Genomic DNA, 18,528 nt, shown 5'->3' with positions numbered 1-18,528 from the left:
TGCTTGTAATTTAAGTTTGTACAATGTACAAAATAGAAAACGCCCAATAAAATTGGACGTTTTTTTTAACAAGTTCTTAAGATTTGTTATTCTTCTTCTTTCTTTTTAGGCTCTCTTTTGGCTTCTTTAAGTGCTTGCATAAGCATCCATTCAATCTGCCCATTGGTAGATCGAAACTCGTCTGAAGCCCATTTTTCAATGGCTTTTAACATATCTTCATTAATGCGTAGTGCAAAAGCTTTCTTTTTTGCCATGTTGTGTTTTATAATAGTGTTTTTTTGAAACGCTAAAATGGTTGCAAAAATACAATTTCAAATTTCTTTTAATTTATAGTAAAGAGATTATAAAGGTTAAAATATATACTATGGTAATAGTTATTACTTGTATCATTATTAGTTGATTTTGTATTGATAGTTTTCTAATACATGTTTAGCTTCTTGTTCTTTTTTAGTTCCTATCAATAGTTTTTTGTTGTTTTTCAATTCTATTTGAATGCCAATGTTTCCAGAAATATTAATAGCTGTTCCTTTTCCTTTGTTCCAAAGAAAACCACCTTTTAATCCCCAGCCGCCATATTCGCTAATTGGTTCGTATTTTCTAACATATATTTTATTAATTTCTGTCCAAGTAATTTTTCTCATTGAAAGATGAAATGGGAAAAACTGATAATGAATTCCAATTTCATCTATTCTAGTTGTTAATTTAAAGAAGAATATAAACGTAATAGATAAGGTGATACCAAGTAACGTTAATATAAACTCGGTTGAGTTCATAGTTGAACTTTCTTTCATGTACTCTTTTATAATAAGAGTTATAGGAAGAATTATACTTATTGTCATAAGAATAATTAACCATGATTGTGTAAATCGTTGTTCTTCTTTAAAAACTTTCATGTTATCGGTTTTTATCTCTTTCTAAAATAACTTCAATATTACCGTCACTTACTTGGTATGTACTAGCAACTCGCCAACCTTGTTTCGCATAATTGTTAATTTCATCTTCAAACTTTTGTCTTCCATTTGACCAACTAAACTTTCTATGTATAATTTTATATTCTTTCATTAGTAAGTAATCGTTTTTAATGATTTAAAGTTCCTGCATTTACTACAGGAGAAGCTTCTTTATCTCCACATAAAATAACCAATAAATTGCTAACCATCGCAGCTTTGCGTTCTTCATCTAAATCAACAATCTCTTTTTTGTTTAATTCCTCCAAAGCCATATCAACCATGTCAACAGCACCTTGTACAATTTTATGACGAGCTGCAACGATGGCTGTAGCTTGTTGACGTTTTAACATAGCACTTGCAATTTCTTGTGCATAGGCTAAATAACCAATTCGTGCTTCTAAAACCTCAATTCCAGCAATAGCTAATCGTTCTTCTAACTCTTTTTCTAAAGCTTCACTTACTTCGTTTACACTAGAGCGTAACGTAATATCTTCTTCGTGTCCCTCATCAGCAAAATTGTCATACGGATACATACTAGCTAGTTTTCGTACAGCAGCATCTGTTTGTACACGAACAAAATTCTCATAATTATCAACATCAAAAGCAGCCTTATAGGTTTCGGTAACTCTCCAAACCAAAATGGTACTTATCATTACTGGGTTTCCTAGTTTATCGTTAACCTTTAAACGCTCACTATCAAAATTACTAGCTCTTAACGAAACAGTTTTCTTTTTATATAATGGATTAGCCCAGTATAAACCATTTTGTTTCACAGTACCTACATATTTACCGAAGAATAATAGAACTTTTGAAGAATTAGGATTCACTAAAATGAAACCTAACGCTAAGATAAATGCTAATACAGACATTAATATAAATATTGGGTTTTCGCTTTTTACTGCTAATGCGATTCCGCCAATAAAAAGAATAAGTACAATAAAAAACATTACGTACCCATTTGCTGGTTTGATAATTTTTTCTGCTTTCATGTTTGTTTTATTTAAAGTGATATTAAAATGATATCATAAAGATATAAATTAAATTTTGTTAAATCCAAATTTTTGATGATTATATTTTATAATTTAGCTTCCGATTATAATTTAAACCGTTCATGAAGACAAAATTTTTAATAGTACTAGCTGCATTGTTAGTGAGTATTTCGTCAATAGCTAACAACGAAGATATTTGGGGACCAACAGGTCATAGAGCTACTGGAAAAATTGCAGAAAAACATTTGACTAAAAAAGCTAGAAAGAAAATTGAAAAATTATTACAAGGTGAGAGCTTAGCGTTTGTATCTACTTATGCAGATGAAATAAAGTCTGATAGAAAGAAGTATGGTAAGTTTTATACTTGGCACTATGTAAATATGCCATTAGATGCTCGTTACGAAGAAACAGAGAAAAATCCGAAAGGAGATATGATTACTGGTATTGAGCAATGTGTAAAAGTGTTAAAGGATGAAAATAGTTCAATTGAAGACAAACGTTTTTACTTAAAAATGTTAGTACACTTAGTAGGTGATTTACATCAACCTATGCATGTTGGACAAAAAGAAGATTTAGGAGGTAATAAAATTCAGGTTCAATGGCATGGAAAAGGATCTAACTTACATAGAGTTTGGGATGAAAACTTGATTAATAAGTGGGATATGAGTTATATTGAATTAGCTGATAATGCAAGAGATTTATCTAAAGAGCAAATCAAAGTAATTCAAAAAGGAACTGTTGTAGATTGGTTACATGATACACACAAAATTACTAAAGAGGTGTACAAATCTGCTGAAGTAGGAGAAAACTTACGTTACCGTTATTCGTATGTTTATTTTCCTATAGTTAGAGAACAGTTACAAAAAGGAGGTTTACGTTTAGCTAAATTACTGAATGAAATTTTTTGTTAGTAGAACAAATAAATGATAATAAGAAGAGCTCGGAAATTGTATTTCCGAGCTTTTTTCTTGTTAATATTTAGTTAATTCTATCTTTTTAATGTGATAAACAGTTAATTTTGAGAGAAATCGTTTTAAAAAATGTTTAGAAGTAAATTCTTACTAATACTTATAGTAATTGCTCTTTTTAGTGGAAAAATAGCTAAAGCTCAAGTTAAAACCACACCTAAAACAATTAAGATAACCACGTTAAATTACGAAGAGTTAAAACCGTTTTTACATAAGAATAATAATAAAACGTATGTAGTTAATTTTTGGGCTACATGGTGTATGCCTTGTGTAAAAGAGTTACCTGCTTTTGAAAAACTTTATAAGAAATATAAAGATAAAGATGTTGAGGTTGTTTTGGTGAGTCTAGATTTTTCTAAACAAATAGAAACGAACCTTATACCATTTATAAAAAAGAAAAAACTACAATCTAAAATACTTCATTTTGAAGATTCAAATGAACAGTTTTGGATACCAGATATTGCAGAAAGCTGGTCAGGTTCAATACCAGCTACGTTAATCTACAATTCTAACAAAAGAAAATTTTACGAACGAACTTTTAGCTATAAAGAGTTACAAAACGAATTACAAACCTTTTTAAACTAAATAATTATGAAGACATTTAAAATAATACTAATGTTATTGGTAGTTGCTACAATTTCAGCATTTACTAATGATACTTCTAGAGGTTATAAAATAGGAGATGAAGCTTCAGACTTTACATTAAAAAATATTGATGGTACCATGGTTTCTTTGGCAGATTATAAAGAAGCAAAAGGGTTTATAGTTGTGTTTACGTGTAATATGTGTCCGTATTCTGTAGCTAATGAAGATAGATTAATTGCTCTAGATAAAAAATATAAACAAAAAGGGTTTCCTGTAATAGCTATTAATCCGAACGATCCAGAAGTGTCAAAAGGAGATAGTTTTGAGGCAATGAAAGTACGTGCTAAAGAAAAAGGGTTTACATTCCCTTATTTATTTGATGAAGGACAGAAAGTATATCCTAAATATGGAGCAACAAGAACCCCTCATGTATATATTTTAAATAAAAAGAAAGGCAGATTAATTGTTGAATATATAGGAGCTATTGACGATAATTCTCGTGATGAAAACAATGTAAAAGAACGTTTTGTTGAAAATGCTGTAGAAGCTTTGTTGAAAGGAGAAAAACCAACAAAAACAGATACCAGAGCAATAGGTTGCTCTATTAAGGATAAAAGAAACAGATAATTAAATAGATAAAGATTAAAAAATGATAAATCCCGCGGTTTATGCGGGATTTTGTCTATTAGTGCTAATTTACTGCCTAATTTTATAATCAATCGTAAAATGAAATCAAGAAAATAATGAAGAAATTATTACTATCACTACTATTTATCAGTGCTACATTAACAGCTCAAACTGTAGATTTGAGTTATTATTTACCAAAAGGTATTTCATATAACCAAAATATTCCGACTCCAAAATCTGTTTTAGGACATGAAGTAGGAGAGTGGCATGTAACACATGATAAGTTGGTAGAGTATATGAAGGCGCTTGCCAAAGCTTCTGATAGAGTGATGCTTGAAAATAGAGGAACAACTTATGAAGGAAGGCCTTTAGTATTGCTAACAATTACTTCCTCTAAAAATCATCAAAATTTAGAAACAATACGAGAAAATCATATAAAAGCAACGAACAATGCTTCTGTTGATGTTACTAATAGTCCAATTGTGGTGTATCAAGGTTTTTCTATTCATGGAAACGAAGCAAGTGGTTCAAATGCAGCGTTGGCAGCAGCCTATTATTTAGCAGCAGCAGAAGGACAGAAAATAGAGGAGCTACTAAATAATTCAGTTATTCTTTTTGATCCAGCAATGAATCCTGACGGGTTACAACGTTTTGCATATTGGACAAATACAAACAAGGCAAATAATATCAATCCTGATCCGAATGATAGAGAATATCACGAAGTTTGGCCAGGGGGAAGAACTAATCACTATTGGTTTGATATGAATCGTGATTGGTTACCTGTGCAATTACCAGAGAGTAGAGCACGAATTAAAACTTTCCATAAATGGTTACCAAATATTTTGACTGATCATCATGAAATGGGAACGAATTCAACCTTCTTTTTTCAGCCAGGAATTCCGAGTAGAACCAATCCGTTAACTCCAAAAATGAATCAAGAGTTAACTAAAGAAATAGCAACCTATCATGCAAAAGCATTCGATAAAATAGGGTCGACATATTATTCAGAAGAAAGTTTTGATGATTTTTACTACGGAAAAGGATCAACTTTCCCAGATATTAATGGAGGTATCGGAATTTTGTTTGAACAAGGAAGTTCTCGTGGACATGCACAAGAAAGTGAAAACGGAATATTAACCTTTCCGTTTACAATTCGTAACCAGTTTACAGCAGCATTGTCAACTTTGGAAGCTGCTAAAAATATGCGAACTAAAATCTTACAGTATCAACAGGATTTTTATAAAAATTCAAGAAGCTCAGAAACAAACAAAACGATAGTATTTGGTGATGAAAAAGACGCAACTAAAACAAATCACTTAGCTGAGGTTTTACAACGTCATCAAATAAAACTCCATGAGTTAAAAGAAGATTTTACATCGAATGGAAAACGCTTCAAAAAAGGGTATAGCTATGTCGTACCTATGAACCAAAAAAATCATCGATTGGTAAAAGCAATGTTTGATGTGCGAACTACATTTAAAGATAGCTTGTTTTATGATGTATCCGCTTGGACGTTCAATCATGCATTTGGAGTCGATTTTGCAGATAATTTATCATTGTCGAAAGCAGGAGTTGAGGTGACTAAATTGCAACCAAAACAAGGAACAATTCAACAAAAAAGTAGTGTGGGATATTTATTTCTTTGGAATGAATATAACACTCCTAAAGCTTTGAATGCGATTTTAGAAAAAGGATTACGAGCGAAAGTAGCGATGAAAAAATTTACAAATGATGGTAATTCATACGATTATGGAACCATTTTTATCCCTGCTCAAAATCAAAAATTAAATGGAAGCGAGTTATTTGATTTCTTAGGAAAAATAGCGTATGAAAATCATCTTGAAATTAAAGGAGTATCTACAGGGTTGAATGAAGGAATTGATTTAGGAAGTAGAAACTTTGAGGCTGTAAAAAGGCAAAAAGTAGCGATGTTGGTAGGAAATGGAGTAACAAGTTACGATGCAGGAGAAATTTGGCATTTGTTAGATCAACGCTACGATATGAAGCTAACAAAGTTAGATACACAGTACGCTACAAGAGTAAATCTTGATAAATATACAACGATTATTGTTCCAAATAGTCGCTCTATTGATAAGAATTTAGTAGAGAAATTAAAAGTATGGGTGCGTAATGGAGGAGTGCTAATCGGATATAGAAATGCAGTAAATTGGTTATCTAGCAGAGGATTTGTTAATGTAAAATTTAATAAAACTAAAATAGATTCTATAAAAGATGTGTCATTTGAAAACCGTTCATTACAATCAGGATCACAGGTAATTGGAGGAGCAATTTTTGAAGCAAAGATTGATCGTTCACATCCAATCAATTTTGGATATAAGAATGATAAAATAGCATTATTTAGAAATACAAAACAGTTTATTCAACCTGATGCAAAGAGTTATAACAATCCAATTCAGTACACCAAGAATCCGTTATTGAGTGGTTATATTTCAAAAGAGAACTTAAAAGAGTTGAAAAACACCGTTCCGTTTAAAGCAGGACGCCTAGGTAGTGGAAGGGTAATCGTTTTTACAGACAATACCAATTTTAGAGGTTTTTGGTTTGGAACCAATAAACTATTGATGAATGCTATTTTCTTTGGAAAGTTGATGTAGAGAATTATTTATAATGTTAGATTAAATTATAAAGAATGAAGTTTTTCGAGTTTAGTACTAGTGGTGTCTTTCAATGGAGTATTAACATATACCAAGAAGATTATGGAGATATTATTGCTCCAATGAATGATAATATTTGGATAAAAGATGAAGTTTTACCTTTAAAAATGAGGTTAATAGATTCATTTGAAAATTTTGACACATGGCAAGGAGAAACGCCCTTTGTCGATGTATTAACATGGTATACGAATTTAATGACAGCAGATGTAGAACCTAAAAGAGGAGCTAATTTGCTAATGAGTAAAAAGGTAAAAGAAGTTTTAGAAAAATATAATTTACCTGAACATCGTTTCTATCCTGTAATACTTCACTGTAAAGAACTTCAACAAACCAATGAAGATTATTTTTTATTTCATGCGGTAGTTGATAGTGCAACATCGGGAGATGATATTATAGACTACCCAAAATGTACTTTTGTAGAAATAGCTCAAGATTCAGAAGGGAATAATGTGCCTGTCAAAATTTACCCAGAGGGATTTATAAAGTCGTCTGAGGAAAAGGGGGATATACAGTTTGGAGATATAGAACTCCTGGGAACATATGAGGTTACTTATGGCAATCAAACATTTACTGAATTAAATGAACTAAAATTTAAAAATAAGGTGTATAAATACGATTATGATGTATTATGGGGATTATCAGGGCTTTTATATATCAGTGAAGAAATAAAAAACGAGTTAGAAGCTGTTGGTATTACCAATGGATATTTTTACGAAATGCCCGAGAATATAATACGTTCTTTTGAATACAAGCAAATGAAAAATAGTTAAGCTTTATTTAAATGATGTGCTTCTAATGATTCAATAAGTGTAACAAAATTCTAATTAACTCGTCTTTTAAGTATACTAACTAAAAAAGTACTATGAGTTTATTAAGAGTTTTATTAGCAATTTTTTTTCCACCGTTAGCAGTTATAGGTAAAGGTTGTGGATCTATTATAATAGTGTTTTTACTAACACTTTGCGGATGGGTTCCAGGAGTAATTGCAGCGCTAATTATATTAAACAATCCAAATTAAACGATGTGTTGATTTGAGAATATGAATTAATTAAAAACGCCATTTTGAGTTTATCAAAATGGCGTTTTCTATTTTTATCTTCTAAGTTTTTCTATTCAAGAACTTCTTCAATAATCTCTCCAGAACATCCATTAGGGAATTCTATCTGTAATAAATTAGAAATGGTAGGAGCTATATCTACAATTTCATATTTCTTTTTAGAAACACCTTGCTTAATTCCATTTCCATAGAAAATCATAGGAATGTGTGTGTCGTATGAGTATCCAGAACCGTGAGTTGTTCCTTTTCTAGAGCTACTTGCAATAGTTGATGGATTAGGCACTAAAATAACATCACCAGAAAGCTTTTGATTATAACCATTTTGTAATACATGTAAAACTCCGTTTGTAAACGTAGTAGTCTGCATGGTTCTCGCAGTTACCGATTTATAAATCTTTTTATGATTAATGGCTTCATCCGCTATGGTTTGTGCCACATTTTCATAGTTAAGGTTTAACTCTCTAATCTTATCTTTATTTAAGAAAACTTGGAAGTTAGAAACGTTTTCAATGATTTCGTCAGATTTAAAATGCTTTAAGGTAATTTCATTTAAAAAGTTTTTAAAAGCAACAGGCTTTACATAACCAGCAGGTATTTTTAAAGACTCTAAGTATGAAGGAACTTGTACAGCAGCATGATCTGCAGTTAAGAATAAGGTATAATTCCCTTTTCCAACTTGTGTATCTAAAAACTTAAATAATTCTGCTAAATCTTGATCTAAACGTAAATAAGTGTCTTCAATTTCTTTAGAAGCAACTCCAAATTGATGTCCAACATAATCAGTTGAAGAATAGCTAACCGCTAAAAAGTCAGTATATGCTGATTTTCCTAAGTTTTCACCAATAATAGCTGCTTTAGCAAAATCGGTTGTGATAGAGTTACCAGCAGGAATACCTTTTATAATGCTATAGTTGTTGTTGCTTTTTCTTAATGTTGGAATATCGTGTGGAAAAACTGGCTTTTCTTCCCCTTTAAAAGTAGCTTCAAAATTATTATCATCTTCTATACTTTGTTTGTAGGTAGTAATATCATATAAAGTTTCCCAAGGCTTACTTAAGTATTCGTCTGCTTTTCCAGAAGCATTAAATTCTTGTACCCAATCAGGTAATTCATTTAAATAAAAAGAAGAAGAAATCCACTGTCCTTTATCACCGCCATCAAACCAATAAGCAGCATTAGCTGTGTGTCCTGCTGGTAAAATAGCAGAACGATCTTTTATAGCAACACCAATAGTTTTACCATTCATGTTTTGAGCTAATTTTAATTGATCAGTCATAGTTGTAGTAAACATTCTGTAAGGAGATTTTTTACCTCCTTCACCATCATTACCAATCGTTTTGTAGTTATTGTCATCAACACAATAAATGGTTTTCTTTAAATACTTATCGTACCAATGATTGCTAATAATACCATGGTTAGTAGGAGTTGTCCCTGTATATATAGAAGTATGTCCTACAGCTGTGTAGGTAGGAATATAATTGTAGTGTGCGTTTTCTAAAGAGTACCCCTCTCTAAGCAAACGTTTAAAACCGTCATTTCCATATCTATCAGCAAAACGAGTAAGGTAATCGTAACGCATTTGGTCAATAACAACACCAACTACAAGTTTTGGTTTTTGAGTATTTGTTTTTTTGTTAACAGAGCAGCTTGTTAAACATATTATAGCTGCTAAAAAAGCTATTTTTCTCATTTTGTTTTTTGAAAATTAAAACTCAAAGGTACACAAAAAGCAAGCTAAAACTTGTAAATAAGGCGATGAGTTAATGGTTTTTTAATACTTTAGCAAAAAAGAAAATATATTTCATTTAATGAATTACATTGAGCATATAGGTAAATACTTTTCAATGCTAAAACAGGTTTTTTCAAAACCTCAGAGGGCAAGAGTATTTCGTGAAGCTTTGTTTAGAGAAATAGATGAGTTAGGACATAAATCCATTGGAATTATAGCTTTTATCTCATTTTTTATTGGAGGAGTAATCGCTCTACAAACTGCGTTGAATTTAGAAAGTCCGTTTATACCAAAATCGTTGATTGGTTTTGCAGCAAAACGATCTGTAATTTTGGAGTTTGCTCCTACATTTTGTTCTATTATCTTAGCAGGTAAAGTTGGGTCTTATATTACTTCGAGTATAGGAACAATGCGTGTGACTGAGCAAATAGATGCCCTAGAAGTAATGGGGATTAACTCACTAAATTATTTGGTGTTGCCAAAAATAATAGCAACTGTTTTCTTTTATCCTTTTTTAATAATCTTAGGAATGTTTTTAGGAATTTTTGGAGGATGGGTAGCAGGAGTTTTATCTGGTTTGTTTTCAGGAGCAGATTATATTGCAGGAGTTCAATTAGATTTTGATCCGTTCCTTATAACTTATGCGTTGATAAAAACAGTAGTTTTTGCCTTTTTAATTGCTACAGTACCATCATATCATGGGTACTATGTTAAAGGAGGCTCATTAGAGGTTGGAAAAGCAAGTACACAATCGGTTGTTTGGACAACAGTACTTATAGTAATCGCCAACTATTTCTTAACTCAAATGTTATTAACCTAATGATAGAAGTAAATAATTTACATAAAGGATTTAATGGTGTTGAGATTTTAAAAGGAATTACAACCTCATTTAAACCAGGAGAAACAAGTTTGATAATTGGTCAGAGTGGTTCTGGAAAAACAGTGTTTTTAAAATCGTTAATTGGTTTACATACACCAGAAGAAGGAACGATTGTTTATGATGGACTAGCTAATGTTGATATGACCTTAGAGGATAAACGTCAATTTCGTCAAGAATTAGGAATGGTATTCCAAGGAAGTGCTTTGTTCGATTCACAAACAGTGGAAGAAAATGTAATGTTTCCTTTAAAGATGTTTACAAAGCAACCTGAAAGTGAAATGTTAGATAGAGTAAACTTTGTGTTGAACCGTGTAAACTTAGAGAACTCGAATAAAAAGTTTCCAGCAGAATTATCAGGAGGGATGCAAAAACGTGTAGCAATTGCGCGTGCGATTGTAATGAACCCTAAATATTTATTTTGTGATGAACCAAATTCTGGATTAGACCCTCAAACATCTATTGTTATAGATAACCTAATTCAAGAAATTACGGATGAATATAAAATTACCACAGTAATAAATACACACGACATGAATTCGGTGATGGAAATAGGAGATAAAATTGTTTTTCTTAAAAATGGAGTAAAAGCATGGGAGGGATCTCACAAAGAAATCTTCAAAACAGATAACGAAGCAGTGGTAGATTTTGTGTATTCATCTAATTTATTTAAAAAAGTTAGAAAAGCATACTTAAATGATCTTTAGGTAACTTTCTGTTAATTAATAGGTAACAAAAAACATTAAAAATTTTTCAAAAAAACTTCTAAAAAATGTTTGTGGGAACAATAAAAGCTTCTATATTTGCACCCGCAAACGCAGAAAAGCAAAAGCGAAAAAATGACCGGGTAGCTCAGTTGGTAGAGCATCTCCCTTTTAAGGAGAGGGTCCTGGGTTCGAGCCCCAGCCCGGTCACTAGTAAAGCTTCTCGATTTTACTGAGAAGCTTTTTTTAAAAGCTTTGGGGAGATTCCAGAGCGGCCAAATGGGACGGACTGTAACTCCGTTGTCTTACGACTTCGCAGGTTCGAATCCTGCTCTCCCCACGAAAACTCAATCATAACGATTGAGTTTTTTTGTTTTTATAATAATTTTGTTTAATGTTTTTTATTTTTAATTAAACAAAATATGTATTTTTGTTAGATACTAAATATTTTAATATGAGAAAAGTGTTGATACTCTTGGTTTTACTTCAGTCGTTTACTGGAATGTCTCAAAATGAAGGAGTAATTTCAGGAAAAGTTGTCGATTCCAAAACAAGAGAAGTACTTCCTTTTGTTAATGTTTTGGTATACGGAACAAAAATAGGAGTAGTTTCAAATGAAAATGGAGAGTTTGTATTGAAAAATGTTCCTCTGGGGTATAATAAAATACAGGCTTCGTTTGTAGGCTATAAAACGTTGATTTCTGATGAGTATTTAGTTACTAAAGATAATTCGCCATATATAACCTTAGAGTTGATTGAAGATGCAACACAGTTAAAAGAAGTCCAAATTCAAGCACCATTATTTAAGGAATCTGTAGATAGCCCATTATCGCTTCAAAGTTTAGGAATAGCTGAAATAGAAAAGAACCCAGGAGGGAATAGAGATGTCTTAAAGGTTATTCAATCTTTTCCTGGAGTAGCCTCTAATCCTGGATTTAGAAATGATATTATTATTAGAGGAGGAGCAACTTCTGAGAATAAGTTTTACTTAGATGGAATTGAAGTTCCTGTAATAAATCACTTTCAAACCCAAGGGGCAACTGGTGGACCAGTAGGAATTATGAATGCAGATTTAATTCGTAAGGTAGATTTTTATTCAAGTGCTTTTCCAGCAAACAGAGGTAACTCTTTGAGTTCTGTTATAGAGTTTACTCAAAAAAGAGGAAATCCAAATTCACTAAACACAAGAGCAACTGTTGGAACTTCAGATGCAGGAATAACCTTAGATGGTCCATTAGGAAAAAATACGACTTTTATGTTTTCTGCACGTCAATCATATTTACAGTTTTTATTTAAGTTGATAAAACTTCCTTTTTTACCAACATACAGCGATTTTCAAGTAAATGTTAAATCACAATTATCAAAAAACAGTGAATTATCAATAGTTGCTTTGGGAGCTATTGATGATTTTGAAATAAATAAAGAGGTAAATGATGGTGAAACAGATTTAGAAACGATAAAGAGAAATAAAGTTATTTTAAACTCTGTTCCTGTAAATAGTCAATGGAATTATACGGTAGGTGCCAGTTATAAGTATTTTGCACCAAACTCAACACATTTAGTTGTGCTTAGTCGAAATGAGTGGAAAAACAAGGCAGTAAAGTACTTTTTAAATGAAGAAATACCAGCAAACTTACTGTTAGATTATTCATCAAAAGAAATAGAGAATAAGTTACGATATGAAAACAGTTTTGAAAGTGACAATAAGATTGATTTTAATCTAGGTTTTAATTTGGAAACTGCAAGATATACGAATAACAATTATCAGAAAAATGCTAATTCAGATGGAGTAACAATCTACGATTTTAATTCAGCAATTAATTTTGTTAAATATGGAGTTTTCGGACAAGTATCAAAAAGATATTTAGATGAAAAGTTAGGAGTTTCTTTTGGTTTTAGAATGGATGGGATAGATTATAATTCAACAATGAAAAACCCGTTCAATCAATTTTCACCACGATTGTCGTTGAGCTATGATTTGTCTGGAAAATGGATGGTGAGTTCTTCAGTAGGTCGTTACTATCAATTACCGTCTTATACAGTACTAGGATATAAAAACGATATAGGCGAATTTGAGAACAAAAATGGATTGAAGTATATACAATCAGATCATTTTGTAAGTGGATTAAGTTACAAGCCTAATACAAGCTCAAAAATAACTTTTGAAGGGTTTTATAAAGGATATAAAGACTATCCGTTTTCGCTAAGAAATCAAATAAGTTTAGCAAACCTAGGTGCTGATTTTGGCATTATAGGAAATGAAGCAGTGAGTTCAACATCTGAAGGTCGAGCGTATGGATTTGAGTTATTGGCACAGAAAAAATCATATAGCGGACTGTATGGAATAGCGTCGTATACTTTTGTAAGAAGTGAGTTTAAAGATGCACAAGGTGGGTATATTCCTTCAACATGGGATAATAAGCACCTGTTAACGATTACTGCAGGAAAAAAACTAAACAGAAACTGGGAAATAGGAACAAAGTTTCGATTAGTTGGTGGTAAACCTTATACACCATACGATTTAGATGCTTCTTCTTTAAAAGATAATTATGATGTGCAAAACGGCGGAATTTTAGATTATACCAAACTTAACACAGAAAGATTAGATACGTATACACAACTAGATATACGTGTAGATAAAACTTGGTTCTTAAAAAAAGCGGCTATAAACTTATATTTAGATGTTCAAAATATATATGCTAGTAGCTCTAAACAGCAACCATTTTTATTACCTATTGAAGATGGGAATGGAAGAGTAACCGACCCTAATGATAGTTCAAGGTATTTGTTAGAAGAAATAGAAAGTACAACAGGAAGAGCTTTACCACGTATTGGCGTTATAGTAGATTTTTAACACTTTTGAAGTTTAATAGTCTTTTAAAAAGAGTAAATTGCTTGCTTAAATTATCATAAGGTTTTTAAGTATGAAAAAAATTCTATTAGGAGCAGCATTCACTTTTTTAAGTATAACTTCAACTTCAGCACAAAAGTATCAGTTTTCAACAGTAAAAGGTATTGAAGACACTGAAGTTAAAAGTCAAGGAAGAACAGGAACATGTTGGAGTTTTTCTACGACCTCTTTTTTAGAATCGGAAATTATCAGGTTAACAGGTAAAAACATTGATTTATCTGAAATGTATACGGTTCGTAATACCTATTCAGATAAAGCAAATAATTACTTATACCGCCAAGGAAAAGCACAATTTAGCGAAGGAGGTTTAGCACATGATGTAATTAACTCGGTAGGAAAATACGGATTAGTACCTGAGCAAGTTTTTACTGGTTTAGATCTTGGGCAAGACAGACATAATCACGCTGAAATGATTGCGGTGTTAAAATCGATGTTAGACGCTTACATTAAAAACCCAGCAGGAGAATTAAGTCCAAAATGGAAGCAATCGGTAGAAAGTGTTTTAGATGTGTATTTAGGAAAAAATAAAGAAGAGTTCACTTTCGAAGGAAAAAAATATACTCCTATATCGTTTGCAGAATATGTAAAAATAGATCCTTCAAACTATGTAACGATTAGTTCTTTTGAGCATGCAAAAAAATACGGTCAGTTCATTTTAAACATTCCTGATAATTTTTCAAATGGAGCATTTTATAATGTTTCTTTAGACGAATTAGTAGCTGTAACAGAAGAAGCTATTAAAAAAGGATATACAGTAGAGTTAGACTGTGATGTTTCAGAAAAAACATTTTCATCAAAAAGTGGAGTTGCTGTAATTCCTGCGAGTAGTACAGAAAATAAAAAAGCGTTGACAGAAATTGTAGAAGAAAGAACAATTACACCAAGTTTACGTCAAACAGAATTTGAAAATTTTAACACAACCGATGATCACTTAATGCATATCGTAGGTTTGGTAAAAGATCAAAAAGGAAATACCTATTTTAAAGTAAAGAATTCTTGGGGTAAAAATCAAGGAAATCAGGGGTATGTGTATATGTCAGTTCCTTACTTCAAATTAAAAACAATATCTGTTTTATTACATAAAGGTGGAATTTCACCAAAATTGAAAAACAAGCTAGGTATTAAATAAGAAAAACTTTTTAAGAGTATATAAAACGCTTGGAGGTTCAGAATCTTCAAGCGTTTTTTATATCTTTACTAATTCTTGAATTTCGTATCTTTCCAAAGTTAACAAAAATCAAAATTTATGGAAGAAAATAAACAAGAAGAAGCTGCAGAGCAGTCAAAGCAAGAGATACAGCAGGATGCAAAAGGTTTATGGGAAAAGATAAAGAAGTTTATATTAGAGCTTCTTGATTTTAGAGATGATACAGACCAAGAGGCAACAATAGAAGCAATAAAAAGCGATATTTCTTTCAAAGGAGCCACAGCGTGGATTTTAATATGTTCTATTTTTGTGGCGTCTATTGGATTAAATGCAAATTCAACAGCAGTAGTAATTGGAGCCATGTTAATATCTCCTTTAATGGGACCTATTTTAGGAGTAGGAATGTCGATTGCTATTAACGATATTGATACACTACGCAAATCGTTAACAAACCTAGCTACAATGATTGTGTTAAGTTTGTTAACGGCGTTTTTATTCTTTTTTATATTTCCACTTCGTGAAGAAACCTCAGAGCTATTAGGTAGGGTAAGACCCGATATTCGAGATGTGTTAATTGCTTTCTTTGGTGGTTTAGCATTAATTATTGCACGAACTAAAAAAGGTACGATTGCTTCTGTAATATTTGGTGTAGCAATTGCTACAGCCTTAATGCCGCCATTGTGTACAGCAGGGTATGGTTTAGCAATAGGTAATTTTGACTACTTTCTTGGTGCGATGTATTTGTTTACAATCAACACCATTTTTATTGCTTTAGCAACCTTCCTAGTGTTGAAGTTATTAGGGTTTACAATGATTCGTTATGTAAATTCTGCTAAACGTAAAAGAATAGCGCAAATAGCATCTTTTATTGCCTTTTTGGTAATGGTTCCTGCTGTATTTACTTTCGTAGGAGTGTATAATGAAAGTGTTATTGATGCAAGCTATAAAAGATTCTTAAAAGCGAAAGTATATGATAATCCTAACTTATGGTTACAGCGTGAAAAGCTAGAAGTTAAAGAAAAAACGATAAAGTTATTTTTTAACGGTGATGTAAGTGATGCAACAGAATCCTTTTTGAGAAATGAATTAAAAAACTTCCCAAAAATAGACTCTTATTCTTTGGTTATCAACGAAAACAAAGCAAAAAGTGTTGATAGGGTAGTAGATGCGTATGATAGGGCAGTAAAAGAGTTAGATCAAAAAGATAATGTTATAAAAGGTCTGCATATGGAGATTGATGATTTAAAAAGAACAATTTCTAATTTAAATCAAACCATTGAACAAGATGCTTTATACAGAGATAAAAACTCAATTCCTTTTAGTAAAATTAGTACAGAAGCTAAAATTCGATTTAACGATATTAAAGAAATGAGTTTGGCAAAAGTATTATCATCAAGTGATTTTATAAAAGTAGATACAACAACCGTAGTTTCTGTAAAATGGAGTAAAAAATTAAAAGACTCTGTCATTGTAAAAAATGAAAATGAATTAAGAAGCTGGATACAAAAAGAGTTAAAGACAGATAAAATTCAACTAAGAAGAAAATAAATAGTCTTCTGACTATTAAACAAAGCCGAATGAATTATTTATTCGGCTTTATTTTAAAAATAATCACTACAATTTTTGTAGTTAACTACAAAAATTGTAGTTTTGAAAGCAATATGAATATACCCAAACCAGGAAAATCAGTAAGAGGTTCTAAATCAGGAAAACCTATCATGGCACTTTTTGATTTGTTAGGACGTAATTGGACAATGAGTATCATTTGGCATTTAAATGATGCTCCAAAATCATTTAGTGATTTAGAAAAACTTTGCAGAGATATTTCTCCTACAACTTTAAATACAAGGTTAAAAGAACTTCAGAAAACCTTTATTATAGAAAAAGTTGTAGAAGGGTATAAACTAACAGATATAGGAAAAGAATTATTTGTTTTGTTTGAGCCTTTAAGAGAATGGTCGTCAAAATGGTCAGAAAAATTTAATATTAAATAAATATGTTTATAATCAATTTTAATTTTATTAAACCTATAGAAGAGGTTAACAAATACACAGAATCACATAGAAACTATGTAGCCGAACAATATGAAAAAGGGAAGTTTATTATAGGCGGACCAAAAGTACCACGTGAAGGAGGAATAGTATTGTCTAACTCATGTACAGAAGAAGAGGTGATTGAAATATTAAGTAAGGATCCTTTAATAGTTAAAGGATTAGCTGAATATAGTTTAACTGAATTTTCGCCAATGATGAGTACAGAAAATTTAAATTCTTATATAAAATAAAAAACCGAGCTATTCAGCTCGGTTTTATTTTTTGATTACTTGTTAGAGTATTCATAGTAAATAAGAGAAAACTCTAATTACCTATTATATGACACCATAATATTAAAAGAGTCACAAATAAAGTTAAAGCTTATTAAAATATAAACTTTTTATGATTCCGTCTGAAAGTCCAATTTTAGGAACATATATTTTTCTTGCTCCGCTCCATTTCATGGCAGATAAGTATATTTTTGTAGCAGGAATAATTACATCAGCTCTGTCAGGATTTAAACTTAACTCTGAAATTCGTTCTTGGTAACTCATCTTTTTTAAGAACTGATATTGAGCGTTAAGATAAATATAAGATATAGGTTTACCAGCATCTCTACCAGACATTTTAAATAGCTTATTGATATTTCCACCAGAACCAATTAAAGAAATACGTTTGTATTCGCTTGTATTTTCTTCAATCCATTTTTGAACCTTTTTAAAAAGTGCTTTATTTTCAGGTTTAGTGTTGTTAAGTACGCGAACTGTACCTATTTTAAAGGATTTAGAGTTGATGATTTTACCTTTAGAAAATAAGGTAAACTCTGTACTACCACCACCTACATCTACATATAAGTAGGTAGATTCAGATTTTATTAATTGATTTAAATCAGTTGATGAGATTATTGCAGCTTCTTTTTTACCATCAATAATATCAATTTTTACTTCAGTATTTTTTAAAATAGTAGCAGCAACTTCCTCTCCGTTTTCTGCTTCTCGCATAGCCGATGTTGCACATGCCTTGTATTTTTCAACACCATGAATTTTCATGATTAACTTAAAGGCTTGCATTGCATCAAGCATTCTTTGAGTATTAGCTTCTGAAATTTTTCCAGAAACAAAAGCGTCAGCTCCTAAACGAATAGGTACACGAACTAAGGATGATTTTTTAAACTGTGGTTCTTTGTTTTTTTCTTCAATAACGTTGGCTACTAATAACCTTACTGCATTAGATCCAATATCAATAGCGCCGTACTTCTTTATCTTCAAAATGTATT

General features: G+C 31.3%; 19 protein-coding genes and 2 tRNA genes. 15 read left to right on the top strand and 6 right to left on the bottom strand.

All coding sequences use genetic code 11. From position 1 onward, the window contains the following. Positions 1-86 precede the first annotated feature (86 nt). The 4 genes from ACTPNM_RS13485 to ACTPNM_RS13470 all read right to left on the bottom strand — a co-directional run bounded on the left by ACTPNM_RS13485 (position 87) and on the right by ACTPNM_RS13470 (position 1,939). Positions 87-254 (bottom strand): Arc family DNA-binding protein, encoded by a 168-nt coding sequence (locus tag ACTPNM_RS13485; protein WP_081728321.1) that lies wholly within the window; start codon positions 252-254, stop codon positions 87-89. A 138-nt stretch (positions 255-392) separates the two neighbouring features. Further along, a complete protein-coding gene (locus ACTPNM_RS13480; RefSeq protein ID WP_440122330.1) occupies positions 393-893 on the bottom strand; it encodes a hypothetical protein in 501 nt (166 codons plus the stop codon). Position 894: 1 nt separating this feature from the next. Beyond that, positions 895-1,062, bottom strand: coding sequence for a DUF4177 domain-containing protein (locus ACTPNM_RS13475; RefSeq protein WP_121148363.1), 168 nt, complete (start codon positions 1,060-1,062; stop codon positions 895-897). 16 nt (positions 1,063-1,078) lie between these two features. Next, a complete protein-coding gene (locus ACTPNM_RS13470; RefSeq protein ID WP_273694828.1) occupies positions 1,079-1,939 on the bottom strand; it encodes an SPFH domain-containing protein in 861 nt (286 codons plus the stop codon). Positions 1,940-2,061: 122 nt separating this feature from the next. Between ACTPNM_RS13470 and ACTPNM_RS13465 the strand changes: the two genes are divergently transcribed. The 6 genes from ACTPNM_RS13465 (at position 2,062) to ACTPNM_RS13440 (ending at position 7,812) form a co-directional block, all read left to right on the top strand. Then, positions 2,062-2,850, top strand: coding sequence for a S1/P1 nuclease (locus tag ACTPNM_RS13465; protein ID WP_440122328.1), 789 nt, complete (start codon positions 2,062-2,064; stop codon positions 2,848-2,850). A 129-nt stretch (positions 2,851-2,979) separates the two neighbouring features. Further along, the gene (locus ACTPNM_RS13460; RefSeq protein WP_440122327.1) at positions 2,980-3,492 is read left to right on the top strand and encodes a TlpA family protein disulfide reductase; all 513 of its coding nucleotides are present in this window, start codon (positions 2,980-2,982) and stop codon (positions 3,490-3,492) included. A 6-nt stretch (positions 3,493-3,498) separates the two neighbouring features. Further along, positions 3,499-4,119 carry a thioredoxin family protein gene (locus ACTPNM_RS13455; protein WP_440122326.1) on the top strand — a complete coding sequence of 207 codons (621 nt, stop codon included), beginning with the start codon at positions 3,499-3,501 and terminating at the stop codon, positions 4,117-4,119. Positions 4,120-4,235: 116 nt separating this feature from the next. Beyond that, complete coding sequence (locus ACTPNM_RS13450; protein ID WP_440122325.1) at positions 4,236-6,734, top strand: M14 family metallopeptidase; 2,499 nt, start codon at positions 4,236-4,238, stop codon at positions 6,732-6,734. Positions 6,735-6,769: 35 nt separating this feature from the next. Next, the gene (locus ACTPNM_RS13445; protein WP_440122324.1) at positions 6,770-7,564 is read left to right on the top strand and encodes a hypothetical protein; all 795 of its coding nucleotides are present in this window, start codon (positions 6,770-6,772) and stop codon (positions 7,562-7,564) included. Between the two features lie 92 nt (positions 7,565-7,656). Then, complete coding sequence (locus tag ACTPNM_RS13440; RefSeq protein WP_073184478.1) at positions 7,657-7,812, top strand: YqaE/Pmp3 family membrane protein; 156 nt, start codon at positions 7,657-7,659, stop codon at positions 7,810-7,812. A gap of 91 nt (positions 7,813-7,903) precedes the next feature. Here ACTPNM_RS13440 and pafA read toward each other — a convergent pair whose 3' ends face one another. Next, entirely contained in the window at positions 7,904-9,541 is a 1,638-nt protein-coding gene (gene pafA / locus ACTPNM_RS13435; RefSeq protein ID WP_440122322.1) for an alkaline phosphatase PafA, read from the bottom strand. A gap of 118 nt (positions 9,542-9,659) precedes the next feature. Between pafA and ACTPNM_RS13430 the strand changes: the two genes are divergently transcribed. The 9 genes from ACTPNM_RS13430 (at position 9,660) to ACTPNM_RS13390 (ending at position 17,503) form a co-directional block, all read left to right on the top strand. Continuing rightward, positions 9,660-10,400 carry an MlaE family ABC transporter permease gene (locus tag ACTPNM_RS13430; protein ID WP_274640301.1) on the top strand — a complete coding sequence of 247 codons (741 nt, stop codon included), beginning with the start codon at positions 9,660-9,662 and terminating at the stop codon, positions 10,398-10,400. Then, a complete protein-coding gene (locus ACTPNM_RS13425) occupies positions 10,400-11,164 on the top strand; it encodes an ABC transporter ATP-binding protein (protein WP_028892908.1) in 765 nt (254 codons plus the stop codon). Before ACTPNM_RS13430 ends, ACTPNM_RS13425 begins: the two co-directional genes overlap by 1 nt. Positions 11,165-11,298: 134 nt before the next feature. Next, positions 11,299-11,371, top strand: a tRNA-Lys gene (locus ACTPNM_RS13420). 47 nt (positions 11,372-11,418) lie between these two features. Further along, positions 11,419-11,501, top strand: a tRNA-Tyr gene (locus ACTPNM_RS13415). A gap of 114 nt (positions 11,502-11,615) precedes the next feature. Continuing rightward, positions 11,616-14,015: a TonB-dependent receptor gene (locus ACTPNM_RS13410; protein WP_440122321.1), complete on the top strand. Its 2,400-nt coding sequence runs from the start codon at positions 11,616-11,618 to the stop codon at positions 14,013-14,015. 70 nt (positions 14,016-14,085) lie between these two features. Beyond that, the gene (locus tag ACTPNM_RS13405) at positions 14,086-15,201 is read left to right on the top strand and encodes an aminopeptidase C (protein WP_440122319.1); all 1,116 of its coding nucleotides are present in this window, start codon (positions 14,086-14,088) and stop codon (positions 15,199-15,201) included. 117 nt (positions 15,202-15,318) lie between these two features. After that, on the top strand, positions 15,319-16,767 hold the full coding sequence (locus ACTPNM_RS13400; protein WP_440122317.1) for a DUF389 domain-containing protein: 1,449 nt from the start codon (positions 15,319-15,321) through the stop codon (positions 16,765-16,767). A 29-nt stretch (positions 16,768-16,796) separates the two neighbouring features. Continuing rightward, a complete protein-coding gene (locus tag ACTPNM_RS13395) occupies positions 16,797-17,213 on the top strand; it encodes a winged helix-turn-helix transcriptional regulator (protein WP_440122316.1) in 417 nt (138 codons plus the stop codon). Between the two features lie 2 nt (positions 17,214-17,215). Continuing rightward, complete coding sequence (locus ACTPNM_RS13390; protein ID WP_440122315.1) at positions 17,216-17,503, top strand: YciI family protein; 288 nt, start codon at positions 17,216-17,218, stop codon at positions 17,501-17,503. Positions 17,504-17,626: 123 nt separating this feature from the next. On the opposite strand, the gene ACTPNM_RS13385 is transcribed toward ACTPNM_RS13390, so the two are convergent. Then, positions 17,627-18,523: a Ppx/GppA phosphatase family protein gene (locus ACTPNM_RS13385; protein WP_274640395.1), complete on the bottom strand. Its 897-nt coding sequence runs from the start codon at positions 18,521-18,523 to the stop codon at positions 17,627-17,629. Positions 18,524-18,528: the final 5 nt, after the last annotated feature.

Source organism: Tenacibaculum sp. Ill (assembly GCF_051938915.1).
Lineage (GTDB): Bacteria > Bacteroidota > Bacteroidia > Flavobacteriales > Flavobacteriaceae > Polaribacter > Polaribacter larymnensis.
Note: the sequence above shows the minus strand (reverse complement) of the source record. Positions and strands in the feature narration are given on the sequence as shown.

Bases quoted from the DNA above. Each gene is read 5' to 3' on its own strand.
- ACTPNM_RS13485 (WP_081728321.1), bottom strand. From the start codon at position 254: ATGGCAAAAAAGAAAGCTTTTGCACTACGCATTAATGAAGATATGTTA.
- ACTPNM_RS13480 (WP_440122330.1), bottom strand. From the start codon at position 893: ATGAAAGTTTTTAAAGAAGAACAACGATTTACACAATCATGGTTAATT.
- ACTPNM_RS13475 (WP_121148363.1), bottom strand. From the start codon at position 1,062: ATGAAAGAATATAAAATTATACATAGAAAGTTTAGTTGGTCAAATGGA.
- ACTPNM_RS13470 (WP_273694828.1), bottom strand. From the start codon at position 1,939: ATGAAAGCAGAAAAAATTATCAAACCAGCAAATGGGTACGTAATGTTT.
- ACTPNM_RS13465 (WP_440122328.1), top strand. From the start codon at position 2,062: ATGAAGACAAAATTTTTAATAGTACTAGCTGCATTGTTAGTGAGTATT.
- ACTPNM_RS13460 (WP_440122327.1), top strand. From the start codon at position 2,980: ATGTTTAGAAGTAAATTCTTACTAATACTTATAGTAATTGCTCTTTTT.
- ACTPNM_RS13455 (WP_440122326.1), top strand. From the start codon at position 3,499: ATGAAGACATTTAAAATAATACTAATGTTATTGGTAGTTGCTACAATT.
- ACTPNM_RS13450 (WP_440122325.1), top strand. From the start codon at position 4,236: ATGAAGAAATTATTACTATCACTACTATTTATCAGTGCTACATTAACA.
- ACTPNM_RS13445 (WP_440122324.1), top strand. From the start codon at position 6,770: ATGAAGTTTTTCGAGTTTAGTACTAGTGGTGTCTTTCAATGGAGTATT.
- ACTPNM_RS13440 (WP_073184478.1), top strand. From the start codon at position 7,657: ATGAGTTTATTAAGAGTTTTATTAGCAATTTTTTTTCCACCGTTAGCA.
- pafA (WP_440122322.1), bottom strand. From the start codon at position 9,541: ATGAGAAAAATAGCTTTTTTAGCAGCTATAATATGTTTAACAAGCTGC.
- ACTPNM_RS13430 (WP_274640301.1), top strand. From the start codon at position 9,660: ATGAATTACATTGAGCATATAGGTAAATACTTTTCAATGCTAAAACAG.
- ACTPNM_RS13425 (WP_028892908.1), top strand. From the start codon at position 10,400: ATGATAGAAGTAAATAATTTACATAAAGGATTTAATGGTGTTGAGATT.
- ACTPNM_RS13410 (WP_440122321.1), top strand. From the start codon at position 11,616: ATGAGAAAAGTGTTGATACTCTTGGTTTTACTTCAGTCGTTTACTGGA.
- ACTPNM_RS13405 (WP_440122319.1), top strand. From the start codon at position 14,086: ATGAAAAAAATTCTATTAGGAGCAGCATTCACTTTTTTAAGTATAACT.
- ACTPNM_RS13400 (WP_440122317.1), top strand. From the start codon at position 15,319: ATGGAAGAAAATAAACAAGAAGAAGCTGCAGAGCAGTCAAAGCAAGAG.
- ACTPNM_RS13395 (WP_440122316.1), top strand. From the start codon at position 16,797: ATGAATTATTTATTCGGCTTTATTTTAAAAATAATCACTACAATTTTT.
- ACTPNM_RS13390 (WP_440122315.1), top strand. From the start codon at position 17,216: ATGTTTATAATCAATTTTAATTTTATTAAACCTATAGAAGAGGTTAAC.